Source organism: Thalassospira xianhensis MCCC 1A02616, assembly GCF_003326475.1.
In the GTDB taxonomy this organism is placed as follows: Bacteria; Pseudomonadota; Alphaproteobacteria; order Rhodospirillales; family Thalassospiraceae; genus Thalassospira; species Thalassospira xianhensis.
In genome coordinates, this window is the sequence record NZ_JPWA01000002.1 from 105736 (window position 1) to 126961 (window position 21226).

The following is a 21226-nucleotide window of genomic DNA, read 5'->3' on the forward strand; positions in this document are numbered from 1 at the left end:
TGTTTTTGATGAATAGGCTTCGCCGATTTTCTGGGAAAATAAAAAAAGTTGAACGGTATATTCTGGTTTAAATAACCTACTGACCAACCTGACAACTTCGCCATATTCTCTCCGTTTACCACCGATTGGCCTAGCGCAAAAAGTGGATGATCTACTAAGAGTTAAGAAACGCTTTAAGAATTTCTCAATTTAAAGTTTCTTCTTATCATATTTCGAAGTCGTGAAAGTTTGAGTTTATAAAAGAAGATCGGGCGCAGCTATGTTTGAAACCCGTCAAAGGAAACACCGTATTTTTCTGCGGTATACCTCACTCTGTCTAAATCTATACTATCAATATTTCTTTTAGGTGATAGGGAGGATAGAGTATCATACTCTAAATCGAGAATAATTTTCTGTGCTAGATGTTCAATTGTCGAAATATCTTGGGGGCTAAGCGTGCATTTATACTTTCCTATGCTTTCTTTTGATACTCCACTTCCGATAGTTATTTCTCTATCTTGATATGACGAGTTTGATGAAGAAACAGAATTGAGCGATTCCCAGTCATACTTGTCAGCATCTACGCCAATGAAAGATAGGATCTCTTGTATTTTTTCTTCTGTATTCATGACAAGGTCTTCGTATCTCACAATCTTTATGTTAGTGTCGGCTTGGTTTTTTTTATAAAAATTGTAGCTATTTACTTGAGTTAGAGTGTTCATAAGTGATAGGATTTTGGCTTCATCTTTGTTTGATGTAATCCTCATGGTTCTGAGAAAACAAGATGAATAAACGTCCCTCGGGTCTCTCATCATTATTATAAATTTAACATCATCAAAAAATTCTTTTATTAAATAGTATTCTCCAAGGAGTTGTGTTGTTTTTATTCCTGAGATAATCGGATTAACCTTAGATGGAGAATTTTCCTGGATTTTTTTTAAAAGCAAGTATTTGAAAAAAAGGTGGTTTGATTTTTTTGATAGGCCACAAAAACTGGAAACACCTTTTTTGTCGAATGGGATTCGATTGTTTGGATCCGTGATCAAAATAGATGGGGAAATATTTTTTCTTAAATAGTTTGAAAGTTCTCTAATGAGTAGAACATTGTCGTTGGCGAAGCAAATGTCTTCATGCCTCTGATGGTTGTTGAAGCGAGAATATAGACACTCGCCTATTAAAGTCGTCCCGCTTCGCATGGCACCGGACACTAGCAAAAAACCTTTCGGTTCAAGCAGCTTGAGTCTCGATTCAAAATCTCGATACTCTAATTTTGCTTTAAATTTTCCAATATGTTTCTGTTTTAGTCCTTTTATTCTATTCTTCACATTTTTCACTGCAGCGGATAGTATGGGTTTCATATTGGTGTCCTCGTATCTTCTTATTGGAGTATAAAATGAATCATTTTACTAACCTATTAGAAGATAGGTTGTACTATGTGCTTTTGTCAAAGAGTACTTTTGGAATGTAAATTTTGTGTCAATATATCAAGTCTCATGGCTCTGATTGATCCATTACATCCTCCAATTATTCTTTTTCGTAAAATCCATTATAATTTAGTGCGAGATAGCATGCACGTGATGATATCACGTGCATTTGGAGCGTTGCTTATATACATTATGTATGCGCCAGTTTCGTGGCAAGTAATTAGGATAAGGATATATTCAACGCCACCATTGTGTAGGACCTGGTTGCCGTAAAGTAAACTATGCTGCATTCAAATTCCAATGCTCTTTACTTCAATCAAGGCAGATCTTGATATAGTTTATCTTAGTGAGGTTGTGTGTGACCTATTTCTTTCGCTTTATGGACTGTAATCTTCAGGAAAGAACCGATGTTGTAGTTAGGTCTATGAAAGAAAATTTGTCTACAATATAGTGTGATGTTGTTGAATGGGCAGGTGTTATATAAATTACTCAATTTTTCACTATTATGTCGAATTTTTACCAAAAAGTAATGTAGCATATGAAATTTATCATCGAACTCAAGTGTGTCATCAAAATTGTGTTTTTGTATTCAAATTTGTTGATTGTTTGATTCTTGACTTTTTAAGGGTATGAGGATGGGCAAGAGTTTTCCTTTTAATACTGAGATGATAAGTGAATGGATTTGGAAAATCGAAAAAGATCTACGTTTGTTGGAAAAAGAAGACGATGGAGTATATTATTGGAGATTAATTAGGTTTCCTTTATGGCTTGCTTTACATGAAAAATCAGGACTTATGAGTGAATTGCATCCAAGACGAAGCTTAACAAATCGGTTCCAAATTCTTCTCCGTCTTCCCAAAGCAATAACAAAGTATAATCCGTTTTTTGTGCGTCGTCAGATCAAAAGCATCATTCTCCCACATAGTAGACTGATTGATGGTGTTGAGATTCATTCTTATCCTGTAATGAAAAATCTAAAGTCACGCGAATATTTATTGCTTTATCAAGGATGGTATGGAGAGCAATTGGCCGAATCTAAAAATCTAATTTTTCCTTTGATTCTTGACGCCATCAAAAGAAGAAGCCTCCATCAAAGGATTAGGTTAAATAGCGATACGCAATCTTTGATGGCAGAAGCAGAAATCGCACTACTTGAAACTTTCGGTTTTCGAGTCGATCTTTGCAAATTAGCGATAAATCATATTGGGATTTTCCAACGGAGTAGGAGAATCTATCATCGTTTGTTCCGTTGTTTACAGGCGCAGGAACTTTATGTGGTTGTTGGTTACACCACTGCCCACATGGCAGCTATAGATGCCGCCCACGCTTGCGGCATGCGCACGGCTGAAATTCAGCATGGCTCCTATACCGTATATCAACCCGCATACGGATTTCCTAATTACCTCAAAGACGTACCGTATAGTCCTAAATATTTTCTTTCTTTGGGAGATTTTTGGGTTAGGTCGGCATCCTTACCGCGTAACACTAAACCAAAAGTTATTGGCGCAGATGTTCTACATCGTTACATTCAAAACTATCTTAATAAGACTAAAATACCAAAAAGCATTCTGTTTATTTCTCAGGGGACCGTAGCTCTAAAGCTGTGCCAAATTGCCATCGAATGCGCAAAAATGGTACCTTGTTATAGCATTACCTATCGATTGCATCCAAGAGAGGCATTGGAAAAGTACAAATCTTTATTTCCGGCGGACACATTGCCGGAGAATTTTCGTTTTTCCTGTGACGAGGTATCCACTTTAGCTATGCTCTCGGAAGCGGAAATTGTTGCCGGGGTTTATTCTACTTCGCTGTATGAAGGAATGTTACTGGGGTGTCGGACTTTGTTGCTGAATTTGCCGGGAATAGAGCATATGAAGGCAGTTTTGGAACGGGGGGATGCATTGATGGTAGATGACGCTGAAAGCTTTTGCGCTCATTTAAAAAATGCGCCCAAATGCCAAAGTCCCTACGACTATTATGCAGTACCTAAAGAAATTTCTTGGGATTAATTCTCCTCTTTTAGTGCTCTTTCCTGCATGAGCAAAGTGACGAGAGTAAAGTCAAGTTCTTCGTCTATATCAACAGATCGGTTTCTTGGCATTACGTAAAGCTGGGTATCCAGATAGAAGAGCTTTGGGTCCTCAAGCAGCACGTCGCGTTTCCAGCCATAAATTGAACCGTTCATGTCAAAACAGTCTGGGCTGTCTTGACGGCGAAGCACATCGATATTAGGGGTTTTACTCAGAAACACTTTGCCGTCTTTTGAGCGCTCAACAAGATTAAAGTAGGGGGAGCGATGTGCTACTGTACCAGTTATGACATTGCTCGCACCTGTTTCAAGTAGAATATCGACACAGGCTAAAATATCCTTTGGTACCCGTAAAGGGGATGTCGCATCGAGGTCGAAATGATAATCGACTTTTGCCCCCAACTCGGCTTCTGCCGTTTCAAGTGCGTGTACGATGGCCGGAATTTTGCCTGCAGTATCAGAAGCAAGTTCACTGGGGCGTTTAATGATAATATCAGCTCCATATGCGCGGGCATTATCAAGGATTACGTCACTATCGCTGCTAACAGCAACCGCAGTGAAAATTCCAGCTTTTTTTGCTTGCTCGATAGAATATGCGATAAGTGGGCGGTCAATGAGTGTACGGATATTTTTCCCCGGCACTCCCTTAGAGCCTCCGCGAGCACATATGGTACATAAAAACGTATGTTTGTCGAGCTGGCTCATGATGTTAATTTATCTTTGAATGGTTCTTCTTCTGGTTCGAAGCGAAGGTCAGGTCGATATGATTATATACAAAGATAGAGAAAAATTTTCCTGAAGACAATGAGTTCCTGAAGCAAGTACAGAAAACCATTGCTTTTTAGATGCAGTGCCCCTACGACAGGAAAGCCGCTTGAGGCAGCAGGATAGCAAGGTGTTTGCGCGTTCTTAATTTTCCAGCCCGCAAGCTGCGACAGTATAAAATACGATGGCAGAGAACGGACCGGACGAATATGCAATTGGAAAACAAAAAAATTTTGGTAACCGGCGCTGATGGCTTCATAGGTTCTCACTTGACCGAGCATCTGGTGCGAAGCGGATATGACGTCCGTGCCTTCTGTCTTTACAACTCCTTTGGTTCGCTAGGCTGGCTCGATACCCTGGATAAGGACCTGAAAAACGGCTTCGAGCCATTTTTGGGGGATATTCGAGATCCTCATGGTGTGCGTGCCGCTATGCTCGGGTGTGATGTGGTGCTGCACCTAGCAGCGTTGATTGCGATACCCTACTCCTATCACAGTCCTGCTACCTATGTGGACACGAACATCGTCGGCACGTTGAATGTGCTGCAGGCAGGGCGCGATCTCGAAGTGTCTCGTATTGTTCATACTTCAACCAGCGAAACTTATGGCACAGCCCAATTCGTGCCGATTTCCGAAAATCATCCGCTCGTGGGGCAATCTCCCTACTCTGCTTCGAAAATTGGTGCGGATCAAATGGCTTTGTCATTCCATAAGTCATTTGATACTCCGGTGACTGTATTGCGCCCGTTTAATACTTATGGCCCCCGTCAATCGGCGCGTGCCGTTATTCCCACGATTATATCTCAAATTGCAGCAGGGGAGCGCAGTATTAGATTGGGTAGCATCTTGCCCACGCGTGACTTCACATTCGTTACTGACACAGTAAGTGGCTTTGTTGCCATCGCTGGCTGTGACGCTGCTATAGGTGAGGTAGTGAATATTGGCAGTAATTTTGAAATCTCCATCGGCGATACAGTAGATGTGATTGCAAAAGTCATGGAGGCCGAAGTTGAAATTATAGCCGATGAGCAACGCATACGTCCTGAAAAGAGCGAAGTGGAACGCCTTTGGGCAGATGCCAGCAAAGCGCAAAATCTATTCGGCTGGGCTCCACAATATGGAGGGTCGATCAAGGAGTTTCAGAAAGGAATAGAGAAAACTGTTGAGTGGTTTGCGCAACCGGCCAACCGTGCATTGTACAAACACAATCAATATATCATTTGATATTCATTCAATAAAGGTACTCGTCATGATTGCCGCGGTGAGTGATAAAATTTGACTCGTGTGTTTCGTCTAAAAATCGCAGAACCGTTTTTCGTTGAAAAATTTTTGTCCTTTGACAATGAAGAGAACTTCTTTACCAAATTTTTTAGAGAATTGATGTTCTGAAAGGGAGCTAATTGCTGTTGAAAAGAAACCTTCCTCTCATCCACAAACGAAATGAAGGTTGGAGATCGATGTTACAATGAAGTGTCAGGCAGTCGCACTAGTTTGGAAATAGCTGCTAGCATTTTAGATCGAATGACAAATCTGCCTCGCTTTCTCCTAGGCGAAACTTTCTTGAGCTGCTTACAGATATTGAGCCGTTTTGTGGTGAGTTCTCCGGACAATATTAATCTGTCCTTTCAAAGCTGCGTAATGAACTGTGGATAGGTGTATGTATCAGAACATAAATAAAGCGATGATTTCCCCTCAGACCTCGTTGGGAGACGTACTTAAAGCACTGGATGCTGTGCCTGAATTCCATGTGATAGTTGTCGTTGACGAGAACCGGAGGCTCATTGGCACGATTACCGATGGTGATATCCGTCGGGCTTTGCTCGCTGGGAAATCAATGAATGAACTGGCTGGGAACATTGCTCACAAGAACGCTCTCATTCTGCCACCCAACTCGACAGCAGCTCAGCAACGCCATGCCATGCAGCAGCGTGTAGTGCGTCAGGTCATCATTGTCGATGATCAAAATCACGTCCTTGATATTATCACCATGGATAGTTTGTCTTCTTCAAAGCCCGTCTCAAACAAGGTCTTCCTGATGGCGGGAGGATTGGGTACGCGCCTACGTCCGCTCACTGAGACTATTCCAAAGCCAATGTTGCATGTAGGAGGGAAACCTATTCTACAGACTACTATAGAAAAGTTTGTCGATGAAGGGTTCGAGGATTTTTATATTGCTGTGAACTATTTGCCTGAAATTATAAAAAGCCATTTTGGTAATGGAGAACGCTTTAATTGCAACATTACGTATATTCAGGAAACTAAGCGTATGGGAACTTGTGGTGCGCTAAGCCTGATACAAGAAGCTGTACAGGAACCGATTGTTGTTATGAACGGTGACCTGCTTACTCATATGAGGATTCGCAATATTATTGATTTTCACAACAATCACAGTGCCTGTGCGACTATGGCTGTAAGGGAATATCATTTTCAGGTTCCCTTTGGGGTGGTGGAAATCGATGACTGTAATATCAAGAGTATTTCGGAAAAGCCAGAGCAGAGTTTCCATGTGAATGCAGGGATATATGTCGTCAGCCCTGAGGTGCTGCGCTATATACCAAGCGATACCTTCTACGACATGACCACCTTATTTGAAGATTTAAAAGAAACCAATCTTAGAACTGTAGCATTTCCGTTACATGAATACTGGATTGATATCGGCTGTAAAGAGCAGCTTGAAAAAGCAAATGATGAATATCTGCCTACCCAGATTTTAGGGCAATGAATTGAAAGACATCATTAAAATTATCTGGAGATTGCTTTCGTTACGTGAGCGCATCGTATCGGGATTTCTTGTCGTTGGTGTGTTGATTGCAGCTTTACTAGATGCAGCAGGTGTTGCTTCTATCGTACCTTTCCTGACATTACTGAGTGACCCCTCTGCTATCGAAAAACACGAAACATTGATGCGAGTTTATGAGTATAGTGGATATGATACCCCACATGAATTTTTATTTCTTCTAGGTTGGGGGACTCTTGCACTCGTTGTCACCTCGTCTATCTTGCAAGCGGTATCGCAATATACACAAATCCATTTCGGAGAGATGCGCCGTGTAAGCTTGAGCGGTCGTTTGTTGAAGAAATATTTGTCGCAATCCTACGGTTTTTTCCTTTCGCAACATTCAAGTAATATAACACGATATCTTCTCTCCGAAGTAAATGTTGTGACTGGTCGCTGTATTGTTCCTTTGATTTTGCTGGTAGCCAATAGTATACATGCTGTTATACTGGTTGCCTTGATCTTTTGGCTTGAGCCCTTGATTGCCTTGGGGGCTACCTTGTTTATTGGTGGTAGTTTCTTAGTGATTTTCTTGTTTATGCGTAACCGCATTACTGAACTTGGAACCAAGAGGATGGAGGCTAGCCGCAGGTGCTTCATGATTGCATCAGATGCAATCAACGGTATTAAAGATGTGAAATTGTATAATTTGGAAAGTGCCTTCATACATCGATTTGATCGTGGAATTACTGAGTTCTCAAACTACAACGCTTCCAATGAAGTTGCTTCTATTTTTCCACGCTTCAGTATCCAGATATTGGTATTCAGCGGTATGATGGTCGCCTTGATGTTTTTGCTCAAAGATAACCGCGATCTGTCACATTCTTTACCAACTATGGGGTTGCTGGTTTTTGCTGGAACGCGTTTGTTGCCAAAGTTTCAGACTATTTATCAATGTATTGTGCGTATCCGCTTTGGTAGTCCGGCTTTGCGTAAGCTTGAAGAACATTTGACGATGTCGGAGAATGATTGGACAAAAGAGAAAATTGAACCTCTGTTTCCGAGTAAGGAAATTACCCTAAGTGGTGTCTCTTTTTTTTATCCGGAAAGTGACAAGCCTGCGGTGCATAATCTTGACTTGATTATCCCAGTTCATCACACCGTGGGTTTGATCGGTCCTAGTGGTGCGGGAAAAACGACCGTTATAGACCTGCTCCTTTCTTTGTATCCGCCTTCTTCCGGGCATTTAAAGGTGGACGGAGAAGTCATAAACGCTGTTAATGAGAGGCGGTGGCAGCAAGCATTGGGTTATGTGCCGCAAGATATTTTCTTGCTCGATAGCAGCATTAAAGAGAATATCGCTTTTGGAGTTCCACTTGATGAAATTGATGAGAGTCTGGTGAAACATGTTGCTCGGCAGGCAAATATCCACGATTTTATCATAGAGCACTTGCCTGAAGGCTACGACACGAAGGTCGGTGAACGTGGAATACGGCTTTCAGGTGGTCAGAAGCAGCGCATTGGTATCGCGCGTGCGCTATATCGTCAGCCTGCAGTGTTGGTTTTCGATGAGGCAACCAGTGCAGTGGACAATATCACGGAGCGGGAGATCGTTAAGACTCTTACAGAAATCGGTGAAGAAAAAACCATTATAATGATTGCTCATCGCCTTGATACCGTTCGTAATTGCGATTGCATTTATCTGATGGATAAGGGGAAGGTTGTTGCAAGTGGCACATATGATGATCTTGCGAAGCATGATCCAAGGTTTCGGGAGATGCTGGGAGAGAGCGCCAGTAATATTTTTTAGATGCTGCCTCTCGCTTCTATAATTAATGGTTATGGAAGCTATACAGAGTAACTATTAGTCGTTGGTGTATTGTTTTCAAGTGTTATGATAATTGTATCCAGCCTTTAGGGCGCGTTGTGAAAAAGTGTTCTCTGAAATTTTCCACGTTTTTACGCATTTTTAATGCCATAAAACTTATCGCATTTCGGTTGTGATTTATTGCTTTTTTATGATGTATTTTAATCGATTTGCGCTTTGCCCATCCAGGAGGCCATAATATGATTTTTTCTTGTGAAGGGTCTCTCTTTTATTTTTTATGAAATTCTTATCCTCGTCCAGACATTTTAATAATTCTTGAAATTCCTGCTTTTGTGATACTTGAATCACATCAGGGTTCTCTTTGAAAAATCCAAATTGGAACCCATAAACATCATAGTCAATGACGGGAAGCTTGAGTGCCAGAGCCCAAAGTGCTGTAGATGAACCAGCCATAATATACAATTGACTTACAGACATGAGCTCTGCTGTGTCACGTGTCGAGTATTTCATATGGCTCGGTAGGGTGTCTTTCCTAAAAACTTGGTCCTTGATATTTGATCGTTCTCTGGGGTGTAGACATATTAGAATATTAAATTTTCTGAGATGTGATATTTTATCAAGGAGGAAAGTAATTATTTCATCATAATTTGAAAACTCGCTTGCTTGCCCTTCTTTCTCTTTAAAGCCGACGAACCTTGGAGGGATGGCTAATAGAATGAAGGGCTTTTTTTGCTCGAATTTTAGTTCTTTGTATAGATGATGGGTGAGGGTTTCTTTGTTTTCATAAAGCGAATAAAGATAATCGTAATTAGGTTTTCCGATGATTTCCATATTGCGATGGGTGATGCCCAACCCCCTATAATGCGTCTCCATGAACTTGCTTTCAACGATCATAACATCGGCTGATGAGGAGTCCTGTACCCAAGGTTTTGGCGGGGAGGACTTGAGAAATTTTAAAGTCATTACATAGAATAGGGGTCTACGCAGAATATAGCTTCCATCGTAAAGATAGAGCCATTCAGGAAAATATTTTTGAACGATATACAGCTTGTAACCGGTAATTTTAAGTCTTTCTGCTAGTATACGTGCAGGGGCGATGGGGGAAATGAACGTATATGGTATCAGGATGCTTTTTATATTCAGTTCGCGGGCGCAACGAATTGCTAGTTCACCGAGGGTGCCTCCATTAACGTTATTGATTAGTAATGCATTAGGTGACTCTTTACTCAGAATTTTTTTCAAAAGCGATTTGATTATGAATGGGTGAAAAATGTAGTTAGGTGTGCGGATTTTATCAAAACGCAGTCTGACCAAATTAGAGGCGACTATATAGGAAAGCATAGGAATGGTTATTATGCTACTTTTCAATAATATTCCTAGTATATTGATTCTTCGGGCGGTATTCATTTTATGGGAGAGGTCATAGCACTTGCATCCGAGCGCCTCAGCTTCTTTCTTCAAATAACCATAACCATGTTTCTCCGCAGAAGTTTCGTTGATTATCACGATACGGTAATCATCCACGAGCAATTTAGCGGTAGTTAGAAAATCGGCGTATTCGCCGGGGCCGCGTACATATAGTGCTAGTGTTTTCTTTTTCATCTAATAGTCTATTTGTTCAGATAATCAAGTATGTGCATGCTCATACGCCTTGCTGCACTTCCATCGCCATAGGGGTTTTCAGCTGTAGATGGGGGGAGCGCTTGTATCTTGCGCACTTGAAAGAGCATTGCTTCACATTCTATTGGCGTGTTGAAGATATTATTGGTGACAAATCTTCCTGTCTGTCTGTCGCCAATATTGATGACATACTTGGGGAAATATGCAGCCTCGACAAAACCGCTTGAGGTGTTTCCTAGCATCATGGCGCAGTGTTTCATGCAGCTTAGATAACCAATGGTGCCAAAGTTCTCTACCGCAATGACATGGGCATGCGTCTCTGAAAGGTCACGTATGCCTCGTCGTATCATATCGCCCATAGTATCGGCATTAGGCATGGTCGTAACGATTTGGTAGTCGGTGAGTTGCTGGAGGCATTGGATAAGTTGTTGTAGATAATGTGAATTGTTTTTTAAGTTCACTGTTTCAGGATGAAATGTTACCAATATAGTAGGTTTTAGTAGGTCAATATCAAATTTCTGTTTGAACTCCTGTACTGTTAATAGTTCAAGTTTGCTCAGATTGTCGATGCTAAGGGATCCGGTATTGTAGACCCCTGAGTTGCTCCCGATTATTCCTGCTACTTTGTTTTTATAAACCTCGGCACTGGTGAAGTGAAGCTGTGAAAAAATGCTTAGGCTGTGGCGGAATTTTTCATCAATGGCCCCCATAGTAGTTTCGCCGCCTGCAATATGTGCTACCGGAAGATTGTAAGGTACCGATGCCAAGACAGCAGCATACATCTCGTAGCGGTCGCCAAGGCATATAATCAGATCATAAGTTTGTTGGGCCCAGAAGGACGAAAATATCCTAACTGTGCTACCGATGTTGCGTGAAATGACCGTTGGTTCTCCGCCAAGAATGGGGGTTTCGACACAAACTGGAGATAGCCCGTCTTTGCGGATGAGTTCGAGAGTATAACCATACTTTTTCGAGAGGTGTGAGCCGAAAGCGATAACATCCAATGTGACGTCCGATGACTGACTCAGTTCTTTAATCAGCGGGCAATAAAGGCTATAGTCGGCCCTAGAACTAGTAAGTAATGCAATCCTTTTCATGCCCCCTCCACGTCTTGGAGTTGCAGTTTTGTTCCTTCTGAAACAGGATGAGCGGCTCGTTTGCCGAGTATGCTTCCGATTTGCATCGGACTAATTCCATCGCCTGGTCGTTTCATAATCAGGCTGTCTTCGGTTATGATTTCACCTTCTTTCAATGGCTTAGCAGTGTGAATGCTGCGGCGAGCAGCAATAATATTTTGCATTTCGCTATTACTTGGGGCCTTGTTGCTGTTGCCGAGGGCTTTTTCGATATTGCGGACGCAGCTGATCATTTGGGCGAGCTCATCAGGTTCAAGAGAAGCCGAATGGTCGGGGCCCTCCATGTTGCGATCAAGGGTGAAGTGTTTTTCGATCACTGTTGCTCCCAGGGCTACCGCAGCAATGGGAACTTCTATGCCCAGAGTATGGTCAGAATAGCCTACACGTACACCAAATTTCTCTTGTATTGATTTCATGGCATTGAGATTTACTTCATCCAGCGGAGTTGGGTAGGCCGTAGTGCAATGTAGAATCACGAGCTTGTCTTTGTTTAGGCCTGCTGCAAGCATTACATCTATTGCTTCGTTGATTTCGTCAAGATCGGCCATACCAGTCGAGAGAATGGTTTCGGCATCGTAGGACGCTATTTTTTGCAGGTACGGTAAGTTGGTGATTTCCCCTGAAGGTACTTTAAAGCTTTTTTGTCCCAACTTCACGAGTAAATCCAGTGATGGCATGTCGAACGCTGTGGACATGAACATAATGCCAAGATCGTCGCAATAATTTTTCAATATCTGAAAATCATCTAGCGGTAGCAGAAGTTTCTTCAGCATAGTAAGTTGGCTTTCAGTAGCACCGGTGGTGTGTTTTTGATAGTCTGCCTTCGGGGCTTCTCCTGAAACAATCAACTCAGCAATGCCGGTCTGGAACTTGACAATATCCGCGCCCGCCTTTTTGGCAGCCATTACCATTTTTTTTGCAAGAGACAGGCTGCCATTATGGTTGACGCCAGCCTCTGCAATTATCAAAACGTTTTCCATTGGTATTTCCTCAGATGGTTGATGAATGAAGCAAGCTATCCACGTCGATGTAACTTGTGGTAAAATGAATAAGTAGTTTAGTTGTATTGAGTGGGCGGCTAGAGGCAGTGTTGTGGCGATATTGCGCAGAGGAGCAATATTACTCAAAGCGACGACGTTCCGTGCTGAGGGGCATCTACAGATGCTACCTTGGGAACTCTTCGTCAGTTGGGCAATTATAGTAAATCTTTCTGGTCGGGGAAAACTTTTCTGTTAAATTCATCTGAAAGTTGCAGGGCCATAGATCAACGGTATGGTTACAGCTTCGTTATATATTTCTGCTACTTTTCTTAAAGTTTGAGATGCTCTATTTGAGAGATAATTTACGAAAAGGCTTATGTACTGCATCTTTAGCTATATTTTCAATCACAACACTTCCAGCTCCTACAAAGGCGCCGTCGCCAATAGTAACGCCTGGGGTAACAATGCTACCCGCACCAATGAATGCATGCGCGCCGATGATCACATCGCCGCATAATACGCAACCTGGTGCAATCATTGCTCCGTTACCTATCTGACAATCATGATCAATACGGGCGCCAGTGTTTATGATGGCAGCGTCCCCGATTTGGACATTGGCTTGGACCACTGCGCCTGCTGCTACTAGCGTGCCACGACCGATAGAGGCCGAAGAGGAAATATGTGTGAACGGGTGAATGATATTCGGCACAGGTAAACCCGCCGCAGTGAGAGTGTTGAATTCCCGCCAACGGATGCTGCCATTACCGATACCCACAAAAAATGCATGACCCGTAAAATCTGAAAATGGTTCGGTGTTCTTTCCGTCGCCTAGTACTTCTATACCATTTAGTTGTGTGCCTTTGATGAGCGAGAGGTCTAAGAAACCTGATACATTCCAACCTGATTCGCAGGCTGTATCAGCTGCAACTCTGCCATGGCCGCCTGCCCCTATGATGATCAATGGTGCTGTGTTATCCATAATGAAGTTTGTTTTCCTCGGCCTTGGCGAATGAAGTGCCAATTATCCTATGTATTTTCTAACTTAATGACAAAATGCTTTTACTCGAAGCTTGATTGAAATTGCAGCGATTAGTTTGCCTTCGGCAATACTTTTCGAGTTTTAAGGTTCAATAACACCAATTGCCTGTCATCTGAGAGGGATATGGGACAGCTTTGTGGTGTTCGAGACTAGGAGAAATGGAGCAATGTTTGTGATTGACCTGTGACTTCTGGCACGATGCTTGATGGTGTTTTTTCTTTTAAGATATTGTTTGTAAGGGATTATAATCAAGTTTGGAGAGGGTATGATCCCATGGGGTGCCCCCTTGCTAAATTGCTTGGATAACCTAGATGATCGCGGTTATGTTGCCTTGAGTGATGTCTTTCTCAATTTTGTCGATTAAGAAAATTGAAGACAAGTCGATTTGACATTGCTGAGATATTTTTAATTTTGTTCTTAGCTTCCATCGGAAGAAATCCACAGTGATGATAAATTCCACACTCAAGCGTGTTCTCCTCATAGGCTGCGGTAATATTGGTATGCGCCACCTGCAAGCGGTGACATCTTTGGATAAGCCGCTTGATATTATGGTGATTGAGCCTGACGACGATAATCGGGCCAAGGCAGAAGCAAGCGTCGAGAAATTATCTTCGCACGTAAATTTGCGATTTTTCGCGGACTGGCGAAACGTACCTAAACAGGCTGATCTTGCTATTGTCGCGACACCTGCTCAACCTCGCCGCAAAGTTTTGGAGGTGCTGCTAACGCATACCGCACCCAAATGGCTGTTTTTAGAGAAGGTTGTATTTGTGACGCGCCGAGATTTTGATGAGATGATTGGTGTTTTTGCAGACCGTGACATTCGCACTGTGATTAATTGCTCTCGGCGAGGATGGCCAAGCTATGATGCTCTGCGTGAAAAGTTGAAAGGAAAGGCAAACCTCTCCCTTAAGGTGATAGGCTCTAACTGGAACCTGGCCTCGAACAGCATCCATTTCATCGATTTGGCTGTGCACTTGTTTGGTGGTTTACCGTTTAGTCTCAACGCGGATGCTCTTATTCCCGAAGATAGCAAACATCGGGGGTGCGTGGAATTCACCGGCAGTTTAATCGGCGCTTGTGCTGGAGGAGGCAACCTCACCATCACTAATCTTAAGGAGCCGGGGGTTCCACTGACGGTTGAAGTCGGGAATGCCGATGAACGATGGATTGTAGAGGAGGGCAACCATCGTCTCACCCATTTTAGAGGAAATAAAGCGATTGCGTCGGAAGAATTCTATACCCCGTTTGTCAGTCAAATGGGGTACCTGTATCAGGAAATGCTTTATGACAATGTCTCACGTATGACGCCCTTTAATCTCTCTGCGCAAGAGCATCGCCCGTTCATCGATGCTTTACGTAATCGTCTCGGTCAATCATTAGAAGAGGATGCTCCATGTCCGATCACTTAACCGCCCCTGTTTTGATTTTAGGTGTCGGTGCAATGGCTGATGCTTATGCTGCAGCATTACGTGACATGGGGCGACCTTTCATAGCGGCCGGGCGCGGCAGGGAGCGTGCCGAGGCTTTTGCTGCCAAATGGCAGGTGCAGGCAGGACATGGGGAGCTTGTCGATCAATGGCAAGCACTGGTACAAAAGCCTGTCACCGCTATTGTAGCTGTGAATGCCAACACGCTGGCGAGAACCAGTGCTTTTTTGATCGACCATGGGGTGAAACGTTTGCTAATCGAAAAACCCGCAGGTCTTGAACTTGCTGAAGTGCAAGAGTTGCAGGCTATAGCCAAAAAAAAAGACGTAGACGCCTATGTTGGTTATAATCGCCGTTTTTATGGTTCAGTGGAGATTGCGCGACGTATGATTGCCGAGGACGGTGGTGCACTCTCGGTAAAATTTGACTTCACCGAGGCCAGTAAGCGGCTGGAAGCTTTGGATAAGCCTGCTGACGAATTGGCAGGTTGGTTCTACGCCAACTCTACCCATGTGATCGACCTTGCATTCTTTCTGGGAGGAGAGCCAACTGAACTGAACGCATTGAGCATTGGTAAATTACCATGGCATCCTGAAGGTGCCATTTTCACGGGGATGGGGCGGCTGCAGAGTGGTGCAAGTTTTTGTTATCACGCAAACTGGATTTCTGCCGGGCGTTGGGGGGTGGAGGTAATGACTGCCAAGCGCCGATTGGTGCTGCAACCTATGGAGCAACTATCCTATCAGGATCATTTCAGCTTTACTCTCAAAGGGGTAGAGCTACCTGACGACAAAGATATCGTTTTCAAGCCCGGTATTTATCGTCAAACGGAGGCGTTTGTTGGAGCAAAGCCCGACTCCCGTTTGTTGGGGTTGAATGACCATGCACGCCTTTTTGGCATTTATGCCTGTATTCGTACTGGTGATAGTTATCGTCGTGACGTGTAGCGGATATGACGTGCTAGTATTCCGCAGACGATGGTCTACGAGGTGCTACCATTTTGGGTAGAAAATCTATGAACTTAAAATTTAAATTTTATATCGGGCTCAGTCAAGTCTATCTTTTCGTATGACGATCAAATACTAGTCTAGTTTTGGAGCCTAAATAACTTTCGCTTCGCCTTTTTTGTTTGGAAGTGTTCCTGCTGCTTGGTGAGAGTGGTTATTCGTCTGCTGTTCGTTTTCTTCCAAAATTTCCCGTTCAAGAGGCAGAGCTTTCGTCCAGTTCTCGATATTTTATTCATGGTTGTATATGTTTATCTTCGCCCTCCTAGGTCTGTTTAGTATGCATTCCGGTATCCTCAAGGGCGGTCTTTGCTGGCTCATGATGTGACTTAGTAATGTCAGGGGCTGCTTTCCCTCCCTGTTCTCTGGTTTCATTGTCATTCATTTCTAAAAATGTACTGGCAAGAATGTATTCAACCCCAAGGTATAGCTCCCTTGCTGCCTCCATATTGGTTACACGAAGTCAATAGAAAGTGGCGCACGGCGACGATAATAGTATGTATCCAAGCGATTATAGAGGCGAGTAGGGATACGTACAACTATGACCCTTATTGTGTCACAACTCAGAAAAGTTGACAGTGATTTATAAGGAAAACAATTGCCATAGGAAATGGCGGAGAGGGTGGGATTCGAACCCACGGTACTATTGCTAGTACAACGGTTTTCGAGACCGCCCCGTTCGACCACTCCGGCACCTCTCCGCATGTGTGGTCTGGCGTTCGAGGCGCTGTTTAACGATCCTTAAGCCAGAATGCAAGAGGGAAAACGTATTTTCCACGAACTCTTTTATCAATGTTCCCGGTTCCGTCGGCGGCCCTGGTTTGCGAGGGACGCGATCAAGCTTTGCCAATTTGGGATGCGCCCTGTTGCCGTTCCGGTCTGCGCCAAACCTCTGCCATGCGTCCCTACCATGGCCAAAGCCCGGAAACGGTGCGCTTTGCGGTTGACTCTGGCGGGCGAAAAAGGTATTTCACCCGTCTCTCGCAGCGGTTCGGTTTCAGTTAGCAGCGACACCGAAGCGCGCGTGTGCGTTTCCAGAATGATTTTTCAGGAACTATATCGATGTATGCAATCATCAAAACTGGCGGCAAACAGTATAAAGTTGCTGCCAACGACGTTATCAAAGTCGAAAAGATCGCTGCCCAGGCCGGTGACACCGTGAAACTTGAAGAAGTTCTCATGGTTGCTGGCGACGGTGCGCCGAAGGTTGGTGCTCCGTTGGTCAAAGGGGCTTTTGTGAATGCAGAAGTTCTCGAACAGACCAAGGGCGACAAGGTGATCGTTTTCAAGAAAAAGCGCCGGCACAACTACCGTCGTAAAAATGGTCATCGCCAGAACCTGACTGTTCTGCGCATCACGGACATCACGGCCTAATCGGCCGGGATGCAGTTTTAGGAGAGTTTCATGGCTCATAAGAAAGCTGGTGGTAGCTCCCGTAACGGTCGCGACTCCGAAGGTCGGCGCCTCGGCGTCAAGAAATTCGGCGGCCAGACGGTTGTTGCAGGTAACATTCTCGTTCGTCAGCGTGGCACCAAGTTCCATGCAGGCGACAATGTTGGCCTGGCCAAAGACCACACCCTGTTTGCGACGGCTGGCGGCAACGTCCAGTTCAAGTCGGGCTTCAAGGGTCGTACCTATGTATGTGTCGTTCCGGCCGAGGCGTAAGCCTCCCGTCGGCTGCGCTCATCCGTAGCAAAGATTTCGAGGGAGGAATGAGCAATCATTCCTCCCTTGTTTTATGTGTTATATGAAAATTTCCCGTGCCGTCGATGCGAGGCGATCTGTTTCGAAATCGCGATCCGGCCGGGCGGAATGATTGACGGGCATCGCCCAAAGGACCGGTTATGAAGTTTCTCGACGAAGCAAAAATCCACGTACGCAGTGGCCGCGGCGGTGCCGGTGCGGTCAGCTTCCGGCGCGAAAAATTCATCGAATATGGCGGGCCCGATGGCGGAGATGGCGGGCGAGGTGGTGACGTGATTGTCGAGGCGGTCGAAAACCTGAACACCCTGATCGATTTCCGTTATCAGCAGCATTTCAAGGCCGAAATCGGCATGCATGGCATGGGCCGCAACCGGACCGGTCGTTCGGGCAACTCGATCACGATCAAGGTCCCGGTCGGAACCCAGATCCTTGAGGAAGACCGGGAAACCCTGATTGTCGATATGCTTGAACCGGGTCAGACCTTTGTCCTGTGCCGGGGCGGTGACGGCGGTCGGGGCAACACCCATTTCAAATCCTCGACCAACCAGGCCCCGCGCCGCGCCGAAGAAGGCTGGCCGAACGAGGAAATGTCGGTCTGGCTGCGCCTTAAACTGATTGCCGATGCTGGTCTGGTTGGTCTGCCCAATGCGGGCAAGTCCACCTTTCTTGCCGCGTCATCCAGCGCACGTCCGAAAATCGCCGATTATCCCTTCACCACCCTGCATCCGCAGCTGGGCGTGGTTGAAATCGATGATCATGAATTCGTTCTGGCCGATATTCCGGGCCTGATCGAAGGTGCATCCGAGGGCAAGGGCATCGGGACCCGGTTCCTGGGGCATATCGAACGCTGCGAAGTCCTGCTGCATCTGATCGATTGCGCGGACGAAGACCCGGTCGGAACCTACCGCACGGTGCGCGAGGAGCTCGAAGGTTATGCCGATATCCTGATCGACAAACCCGAAGTCGTCGCCCTGTCGAAGGCCGATCAGCTTCTGCCGGAAATGGTCGAGGAACAGCGCGAAATCCTTGAAAAGGGGATCTGCAAAAAGGTGTTCATCGTATCGGGGGCCACCCAGCAGGGGGTCAAGGAAGTCCATCGCGAATTGCGTCGCCACATCACCGGTGAACGCGAACGCCGCGCGATGGAGGGCCGCGAAGACGAGGGCTTCCAACCGTGAGCCTTGCAGATGCAAAACGCCTGATCATCAAGGTCGGATCGGCCCTTCTGGTCGATGAAAATACCGGCAAGCTTCGCCGTGCCTGGCTCGAGGCCCTTGCCGATGACGTCGCCCTTCTGCGCGAACGCGGGGTCGAGGTCATTGTGGTTTCAAGTGGCGCGATCGCCATGGGGCGGCGTTTGCTGGGGCTTGATCATCGGACCATCAGTCTGGCCGATAAGCAGGCCGCCGCTGCCACCGGCCAGATCAGCCTGTCGCAGGTCTGGCAGGAAGCATTGGGCCGTAACGGCCTGATCATGGCGCAGGTTCTGGTGACGCTTGAGGATATGGAAAGCCGTCGCCGTTATCTTAACGCACGCGGGACGCTGAATGCACTTCTTGCACGCGGTGCGGTGCCGCTGATCAATGAAAACGATACGGTTGCGACCGAAGAAATCCGCTTTGGTGATAATGATCGCCTTGGTGCCAAGGTTGCCCACATGATTTCGGCCGATACGCTGGTACTGCTGTCGGATATTGATGGCCTGTATACCGCCGATCCGCGCAAGAACCCGGATGCCACCCTGATCCCGGTCGTGCGTGAACTGACACCTGAAATCATGGACATGGCCGGTGCCGCCCCGACGATGTACAGCTCCGGCGGTATGGTGACCAAGTTGCAGGCGGCCGAAATTGCGATGAAGGCCGGATGCCGCATGATGATCGCACGTGGCACCATTTATCATCCGCTGAAAGCTCAGCTTGAAGGCGGGCCGCATACCCTGTTTCTGCCAAGCGAAAGCCCGCTTGCTGCACGCCGCCACTGGATCGCGACGTCGCTTTCGGCACGCGGGGCCATCATCGTTGATGGCGGTGCGGCAAAGGCATTGCGGGCGGGTAAAAATCTGCTGGCGGCCGGGATTGCCAATGTCGAAGGCAGCTTCAAGCATGGTGACGCGGTACGCATTCTTGACGCCGATGGTGGTGAAATCGGGCGCGGCATCACGTCCTATTCGGCCGAGGAAACCCGCATGATCAAAGGTCATTCCTCGCAGGAAATCGAAACCGCATTGGGGTATAGCCGCGGTAACGCGGTCATTCATTCCGATGATCTGGTGATTGCCGATCAATAGAGTTCGCTTACAGGATTTGCGACAAAGGGGTAGCCATCGGCTGCCCCTATTTTTTTGCATCCGGATGATAGAAAGACTGCATGCGGACATTTTCCGGGGTGAGGGTCCCGTTTCCAGCAATCACCTGACCCGTTTCAAGGATAATCCCGCTTCCCTGTCCAACCCCCTTTAAAACCGCACCACGTTCATCGGCAATCGGGTGGCGAAATGATCCGCCGGCACCAAGCTGCACATCGCGGACGATGATATTACCAAGGATCTGGCTGCCATCACCCAGAGCGGATAAGCCGGAAATCTGGACGGATCCGTGATAACGGCCGTCTGAGCCGATAATGATCGCTGCACCGGGCTGGTTGGTGGAAACATGAACGCAACCCTCGCCAAATAGATTGCCATTGCCGATCGTGATCGGCCCTGTTTGGGCATCAATCACCGTGTTGCCGTAAAAAGTGTTTCGGCTGCCAATTTCAAGGATCGCAGGGGATGCCGCATCAAGCCGGACGGCAGGATAGAAAATATTGTCGCGCCCGATAGCGGCATGGATGCTGATCAGGGTTGAAAACGGATCAAGGATGACATTCCCAGCCTTTGTCATGGCCATAAGGGCCGATATCGACAGATAGCCAAGTTTGCTGCGTTGCTGGTCGATCAGATTGATCAGGCCGGATTGCGTGATATCGCCCGTCATGCGGTTTGCCCCTGTCTTGGTCTTGCCGCGACGCTATCACAAAAATCGTGCCTGTGATCAGCCACAAAAAAGGCTGCCATAGAAGGCAGCCTGATTTTTGCAGCAATGCTGAAGATCGCAGTGATCAGGCTTAGGCAGCCTGATCGGCCAGTGCGCGTGCCATCTGGCTCAGCGCTTCCTGGTGTTTTTCGTGCTTGATGCTCGCAAAGTTGCGCGCCAGTTCAAGGCACATGCGCTGACGCGCATTAAGTTCGGTTTCCTGGTTGCCGTCGAGACCTTCATAGAAGTAGCTGACAGGAACGCCCAGGACCTGGGAGATTTCGTAAAGGCGACCGGCAGAAATGCGGTTGATGCCGCGCTCGTATTTGTGAGCCTGCTGGTAGGTAACACCGATCAGATCGGCCATCTGCTGCTGGGACAGACCCAGCATGATGCGACGTTCGCGAATACGCTGACCGACATAACGGTCCGTATCTGTTGCGCGATTAGCGCGTTTCGGTTCTTCGTTTGATACAATCTCAGTCATTGCATATTTTTCCGTTATCAACCGCCAGTTATTGATTCCCACTCGGGACGCTGTCAGGCTTGTTAATTT

The 21226-nt window shown here is 45.9% G+C and carries 18 protein-coding genes and 1 tRNA gene; 10 read left to right on the forward strand and 9 right to left on the reverse strand.

Going from position 1 to position 21226, the window contains the following annotated elements; genetic code table 11:
• Window positions 1-257: 257 nt before the first annotated feature.
• The gene (locus TH5_RS02900) at window positions 258-1337 is read right to left on the reverse strand and encodes a sulfotransferase domain-containing protein (protein WP_114120590.1); all 1080 of its coding nucleotides are present in this window, start codon (window positions 1335-1337) and stop codon (window positions 258-260) included.
• Between the two features lie 701 nt (window positions 1338-2038).
• On the opposite strand from TH5_RS02900, the gene TH5_RS02905 reads away from it, so the two are divergent.
• Window positions 2039-3412, forward strand: a complete 1374-nt coding sequence (locus TH5_RS02905) for a hypothetical protein (protein ID WP_147250043.1) — start codon at window positions 2039-2041, stop codon at window positions 3410-3412.
• Here the strand turns inward: TH5_RS02905 and TH5_RS02910 are convergent.
• A complete protein-coding gene (locus tag TH5_RS02910) occupies window positions 3409-4137 on the reverse strand; it encodes an acylneuraminate cytidylyltransferase family protein (protein WP_114120592.1) in 729 nt (242 codons plus the stop codon). The two genes, TH5_RS02905 and TH5_RS02910, sit on opposite strands and share 4 nt — an antisense overlap.
• Window positions 4138-4406: 269 nt before the next feature.
• Between TH5_RS02910 and TH5_RS02915 the strand changes: the two genes are divergently transcribed.
• The 3 genes from TH5_RS02915 to TH5_RS02925 all read left to right on the forward strand — a co-directional run bounded on the left by TH5_RS02915 (window position 4407) and on the right by TH5_RS02925 (window position 8722).
• Window positions 4407-5420 (forward strand): NAD-dependent 4,6-dehydratase LegB, encoded by a 1014-nt coding sequence (locus TH5_RS02915; protein WP_114120593.1) that lies wholly within the window; start codon window positions 4407-4409, stop codon window positions 5418-5420.
• Between the two features lie 433 nt (window positions 5421-5853).
• Window positions 5854-6918 carry a nucleotidyltransferase family protein gene (locus tag TH5_RS02920; protein WP_114120594.1) on the forward strand — a complete coding sequence of 355 codons (1065 nt, stop codon included), beginning with the start codon at window positions 5854-5856 and terminating at the stop codon, window positions 6916-6918.
• A 1-nt stretch (window position 6919) separates the two neighbouring features.
• Window positions 6920-8722 carry an ABC transporter ATP-binding protein gene (locus TH5_RS02925; protein ID WP_114120595.1) on the forward strand — a complete coding sequence of 601 codons (1803 nt, stop codon included), beginning with the start codon at window positions 6920-6922 and terminating at the stop codon, window positions 8720-8722.
• 195 nt (window positions 8723-8917) lie between these two features.
• Here TH5_RS02925 and TH5_RS02930 read toward each other — a convergent pair whose 3' ends face one another.
• The 4 genes from TH5_RS02930 to TH5_RS02945 form a co-directional block, all read right to left on the reverse strand.
• On the reverse strand, window positions 8918-10342 hold the full coding sequence (locus TH5_RS02930; protein ID WP_114120596.1) for a hypothetical protein: 1425 nt from the start codon (window positions 10340-10342) through the stop codon (window positions 8918-8920).
• A gap of 8 nt (window positions 10343-10350) precedes the next feature.
• Window positions 10351-11457: a UDP-N-acetylglucosamine 2-epimerase gene (gene neuC, locus TH5_RS02935; protein ID WP_114120597.1), complete on the reverse strand. Its 1107-nt coding sequence runs from the start codon at window positions 11455-11457 to the stop codon at window positions 10351-10353.
• Window positions 11454-12476: an N-acetylneuraminate synthase gene (gene neuB, locus TH5_RS02940; protein ID WP_114120598.1), complete on the reverse strand. Its 1023-nt coding sequence runs from the start codon at window positions 12474-12476 to the stop codon at window positions 11454-11456. Before neuB ends, neuC begins: the two co-directional genes overlap by 4 nt.
• Window positions 12477-12822: 346 nt before the next feature.
• Window positions 12823-13455 carry an acetyltransferase gene (locus TH5_RS02945; RefSeq protein WP_114120599.1) on the reverse strand — a complete coding sequence of 211 codons (633 nt, stop codon included), beginning with the start codon at window positions 13453-13455 and terminating at the stop codon, window positions 12823-12825.
• 506 nt (window positions 13456-13961) lie between these two features.
• On the opposite strand from TH5_RS02945, the gene TH5_RS02950 reads away from it, so the two are divergent.
• Window positions 13962-14927: a Gfo/Idh/MocA family oxidoreductase gene (locus tag TH5_RS02950; RefSeq protein ID WP_114120600.1), complete on the forward strand. Its 966-nt coding sequence runs from the start codon at window positions 13962-13964 to the stop codon at window positions 14925-14927.
• The gene (locus tag TH5_RS02955; RefSeq protein WP_114120601.1) at window positions 14912-15892 is read left to right on the forward strand and encodes a Gfo/Idh/MocA family protein; all 981 of its coding nucleotides are present in this window, start codon (window positions 14912-14914) and stop codon (window positions 15890-15892) included. Before TH5_RS02950 ends, TH5_RS02955 begins: the two co-directional genes overlap by 16 nt.
• 668 nt (window positions 15893-16560) lie before the next feature.
• Here the strand turns inward: TH5_RS02955 and TH5_RS02965 are convergent.
• A tRNA-Ser gene (locus TH5_RS02965) sits at window positions 16561-16650 on the reverse strand.
• Window positions 16651-17011: 361 nt separating this feature from the next.
• On the opposite strand from TH5_RS02965, the gene rplU reads away from it, so the two are divergent.
• The 4 genes from rplU (at window position 17012) to proB (ending at window position 19943) form a co-directional block, all read left to right on the forward strand.
• Window positions 17012-17323, forward strand: a complete 312-nt coding sequence (rplU, locus tag TH5_RS02970; RefSeq protein ID WP_007090142.1) for a 50S ribosomal protein L21 — start codon at window positions 17012-17014, stop codon at window positions 17321-17323.
• 30 nt (window positions 17324-17353) lie between these two features.
• Entirely contained in the window at window positions 17354-17614 is a 261-nt protein-coding gene (gene rpmA / locus TH5_RS02975) for a 50S ribosomal protein L27 (RefSeq protein WP_007090141.1), read from the forward strand.
• A gap of 179 nt (window positions 17615-17793) precedes the next feature.
• Window positions 17794-18831, forward strand: coding sequence for a GTPase ObgE (obgE, locus tag TH5_RS02980; RefSeq protein ID WP_114120603.1), 1038 nt, complete (start codon window positions 17794-17796; stop codon window positions 18829-18831).
• Complete coding sequence (gene proB / locus TH5_RS02985; protein ID WP_114120604.1) at window positions 18828-19943, forward strand: glutamate 5-kinase; 1116 nt, start codon at window positions 18828-18830, stop codon at window positions 19941-19943. Before obgE ends, proB begins: the two co-directional genes overlap by 4 nt.
• A gap of 46 nt (window positions 19944-19989) precedes the next feature.
• Here proB and TH5_RS02990 read toward each other — a convergent pair whose 3' ends face one another.
• Window positions 19990-20631 (reverse strand): hypothetical protein, encoded by a 642-nt coding sequence (locus tag TH5_RS02990; RefSeq protein WP_114120605.1) that lies wholly within the window; start codon window positions 20629-20631, stop codon window positions 19990-19992.
• Window positions 20632-20761: 130 nt separating this feature from the next.
• Window positions 20762-21157, reverse strand: a complete 396-nt coding sequence (locus tag TH5_RS02995) for a helix-turn-helix domain-containing protein (RefSeq protein ID WP_007090137.1) — start codon at window positions 21155-21157, stop codon at window positions 20762-20764.
• Window positions 21158-21226: the final 69 nt, after the last annotated feature.

Bases quoted from the DNA above. Each gene is read 5' to 3' on its own strand.
- TH5_RS02900 (WP_114120590.1), bottom strand. From the start codon at position 1,337: ATGAAACCCATACTATCCGCTGCAGTGAAAAATGTGAAGAATAGAATA.
- TH5_RS02905 (WP_147250043.1), top strand. From the start codon at position 2,039: ATGGGCAAGAGTTTTCCTTTTAATACTGAGATGATAAGTGAATGGATT.
- TH5_RS02910 (WP_114120592.1), bottom strand. From the start codon at position 4,137: ATGAGCCAGCTCGACAAACATACGTTTTTATGTACCATATGTGCTCGC.
- TH5_RS02915 (WP_114120593.1), top strand. From the start codon at position 4,407: ATGCAATTGGAAAACAAAAAAATTTTGGTAACCGGCGCTGATGGCTTC.
- TH5_RS02920 (WP_114120594.1), top strand. From the start codon at position 5,854: ATGTATCAGAACATAAATAAAGCGATGATTTCCCCTCAGACCTCGTTG.
- TH5_RS02930 (WP_114120596.1), bottom strand. From the start codon at position 10,342: ATGAAAAAGAAAACACTAGCACTATATGTACGCGGCCCCGGCGAATAC.
- neuC (WP_114120597.1), bottom strand. From the start codon at position 11,457: ATGAAAAGGATTGCATTACTTACTAGTTCTAGGGCCGACTATAGCCTT.
- neuB (WP_114120598.1), bottom strand. From the start codon at position 12,476: ATGGAAAACGTTTTGATAATTGCAGAGGCTGGCGTCAACCATAATGGC.
- TH5_RS02945 (WP_114120599.1), bottom strand. From the start codon at position 13,455: ATGGATAACACAGCACCATTGATCATCATAGGGGCAGGCGGCCATGGC.
- TH5_RS02950 (WP_114120600.1), top strand. From the start codon at position 13,962: ATGATAAATTCCACACTCAAGCGTGTTCTCCTCATAGGCTGCGGTAAT.
- TH5_RS02955 (WP_114120601.1), top strand. From the start codon at position 14,912: ATGTCCGATCACTTAACCGCCCCTGTTTTGATTTTAGGTGTCGGTGCA.
- rplU (WP_007090142.1), top strand. From the start codon at position 17,012: ATGTATGCAATCATCAAAACTGGCGGCAAACAGTATAAAGTTGCTGCC.
- rpmA (WP_007090141.1), top strand. From the start codon at position 17,354: ATGGCTCATAAGAAAGCTGGTGGTAGCTCCCGTAACGGTCGCGACTCC.
- obgE (WP_114120603.1), top strand. From the start codon at position 17,794: ATGAAGTTTCTCGACGAAGCAAAAATCCACGTACGCAGTGGCCGCGGC.
- TH5_RS02990 (WP_114120605.1), bottom strand. From the start codon at position 20,631: ATGACGGGCGATATCACGCAATCCGGCCTGATCAATCTGATCGACCAG.
- TH5_RS02995 (WP_007090137.1), bottom strand. From the start codon at position 21,157: ATGACTGAGATTGTATCAAACGAAGAACCGAAACGCGCTAATCGCGCA.